At 71.3% G+C, this 2,719-nt stretch carries 2 protein-coding genes; both read right to left on the bottom strand.

Going from position 1 to position 2,719, the window contains the following annotated elements:
- The coding region (locus M0D67_RS41865) for a tyrosine-type recombinase/integrase (protein ID WP_266243642.1) at nt 1-1,598 on the bottom strand (1,598 nt) is incomplete at its 3' end.
- Nucleotides 1,595-2,563 (bottom strand): DNA-binding protein, encoded by a 969-nt coding sequence (locus M0D67_RS41870; protein ID WP_266243644.1) that lies wholly within the window; start codon nt 2,561-2,563, stop codon nt 1,595-1,597. The genes M0D67_RS41870 and M0D67_RS41865, both read right to left, overlap by 4 nt.
- Between the last annotated feature and the right edge of the window lie 156 nt (nt 2,564-2,719).

The following is a 2,719-nucleotide window of genomic DNA, read 5'->3' on the forward strand; positions in this document are numbered from 1 at the left end:
GGAAAACTCCCCTCCACGAACGCGCGCGTCTGCGTGAGGTCCGTCTTCGCATAGGCGGCCGTCGTCTGCACCGACGCGTGTCCAAGTAACTGCTGCGCGACTGGCAGCGGCACCGCGTGGTCGACCACCAGCGTGCGCGCGTAGCCGTGCCGGAGCCAGTGCGTCGATGCCGTGCGCAGCATCGCGAGCGTCACGCCGTCACCGGGCGCGACGTGGTCTTCCGCTGCACGGAAGACCGCCTTGACCTCGTCATACAGCCCGCTCGCGCCGAGCGCGTCGCGCTTCTCGCTGTGGATGGGCGGCAGCCGTTCGAAGGGACCCGGTTCGGGCGCCAGGCCACGGGCGAGCCGGTATGCGCGGAGTGGCGGCACACAGAGGGCGGGCAGCGGAATCGCCCGCACCTTGTTCCCCTTGCCGCGCACGTGCAGGGTCCAGTGGGTGTCAGTGTCTGCGTCGGCGTCGACATCGAGCCGCGGCAGTCCCAGGGCTTCGGACCACACCAGCTCCGCGAGCCGGACCCCGCCGTAGCGGTACAGCGACCAGATTGCGCAGCGACGCGTCCAGACGGGCAATGTGAGGCCGGTCGGCGCAGGGCCCGCGACGACCGCATCGCACAGCGCGACCACGCTCGCCGGCATGATGCGGGTCGGTGTCCACGCCGCGCGTGCGGCGCCGCCGCCGGACAGATCGGCGGCCGGATTCGCGGTCAGGTAGCCGGTTTTCAACCAGTAGCGGAACAGGCTCGAGACGACCGCGAGCGCGCGGGATGCCACTGCGGCGGACCGCTGGCGCGGCCCACCAGGTTGTCCACGACGCCCTGGCTGGCGGCTGCCGGGGGGCGTCTCTTCGCCGAGGGCAGGACCGTGTTCGGGCTGGAGTTCGAGGGCGCGGCGGTACGCGAGCAGGTCGTGGCGCGTGAGGTCCGACAGCGGCCCGAGCCGCTCGCGTTCGCACCAGGTGATCAGGCGTTTCAGGTCAGCGAGATACGCGCGCCGCGTGTGCGGCGAGCGGCCGGCGCGATCGCGCAGGAAGAGGATCACCGCCTGGCCATCGTCGGCGACGCCGAGGGTGTTCGTGACCATCGACGGATTGACGAAGCGGCCCGCCCGCGCGAGCCATCCGCCGGCGGCAGGGGTGGCACTGGACACATGGTCGACACGCCCCGCGACGGTGTGCGGCGGTTCGAGCGCCGCGAGCCAGACGGCAGTCGTGACAGTCGCGGCGGGCGGCACTGCGGCGCTCGCAGGCACCAGCGCGGTTCCATCAGCGGCCTCGTGGAAGCGGCGCCGGTGCTGGTGCAGCACGCGCTCCAGAATGGTTTCGGGCGCCGGCGCGTCGTCCGCCGCGACAATCCGCAGGCGTCCGCGGTCCCAGTATTCGACGGCCGCGTCGTGCTCGAGCAGCAGCGCGAACACGGTGGGGTGCTCGCGTTTCGCGTCGGCGAGCGACGGACAGCCGCGCTTGAGGCGCGACAGCGTCCAGCGGGTGTAGACCGGGTGGCCGGTCGCGCCGGCGAGGTAGTCGAGCGCTGCCTCGATCGAATCCGGCAGCGGCTGCGGCGGCGACGCGGCGGTATCGATCCAGCGAGAAAGGTTCATCGTGCCTTCCTGCGCGCCGGGGAGCTGGCCGGAGTTGGGGAGGGTGTCGCCGCCGGTGTCCTGCGGTGCCGGACCGGTGCAGGCTTCGCCGGGTGGCGGGGAGTGGCGTGCACGGCCTGCAGCAGGGCGCGGTGCTCGGCGGCGACCGTGGCCAGTGCCGCAGCTTCGGCGGCGGCGCGCTGGTGCGCGTTGCGCTCGCCGGCGAGTTCGGTCAGCAGCCGGTCGCGTAACCCCTCCAGTGCGGCGACCCGTTCCTGGGCCTGGGTGATCTGGCCGGACAGCCGCTCGCGTTCGGTCTGCAGCGCGTGCCGCTGATGTTCCGTTTCCTGCAGCAGTTGACGCGACAGGCCTTCATAACGGGCGTGAACCGCGGCGAACTCGTCTGCATGCGCCTGTCTGGTCTGGGCGAGCGTTGCGGTGACAGCATCCAGTTCCGCCTGCAGGCCTGCTGCAGAAGCGCTGAGCGTCTCCGCCCGCTCGGTGAGGCTGCGGCAGTCCGCACGCAGGTTGGCCAGTTCGCTGTCGCGTGTGCTCAGCTGCGCCCGCAGTTCGGCAAGTTCGACCCTCAGCATCTCGGTCCGCAGGTCGGCATCCCGCCGCGCGGCGTCCGAGGCTTCCGCGGCCTGCGTCGCTTCCTCCCTGAGGCGCGCCACCTCGTCGAGCTGGACGGTGACCGCCGCGTGCCACAGCGTGCGCATCTGTTCGGCGATCGGGTCGGGCAGTCCGGGAATCGCGACCTGCGCGAGACCGGCGCGCACGACTTCGACTTCGATCGTGTTCAGGGCGCGCGAGAGCATCGCCGGGTCGCCGGCGCCGAGCCGCGCGCGCAGTTTGCGGACCGAGATCACCTTGCGGAAGCGCTCAGGCGTGGGCGGCGGGTGGTCGGAATTGACGTCCGCCTCGGCGAGCATCGCGAGCACGGTGGTGCGGATCTGGTCGGCGGAGATGGCGGCAGGGCGGGACATGGCGGCACTCCAGCGGCACGCCAGCGCACCCGGGGCGAAAGCGGGTACAGGCGGGCGCAGGCGGGAATTTCCAGTCTAGATTACGCACAGCCCTGACGCCAGAAAACCGTTTCTGTGCCGGAAATGAAAAGGGTCGCCGTGATAAACCCGCTTATC

The sequence above is a fragment of the Paraburkholderia sp. SECH4 genome (assembly GCF_030511745.1).
Classification (GTDB): domain Bacteria; phylum Pseudomonadota; class Gammaproteobacteria; order Burkholderiales; family Burkholderiaceae; genus Paraburkholderia; species Paraburkholderia madseniana.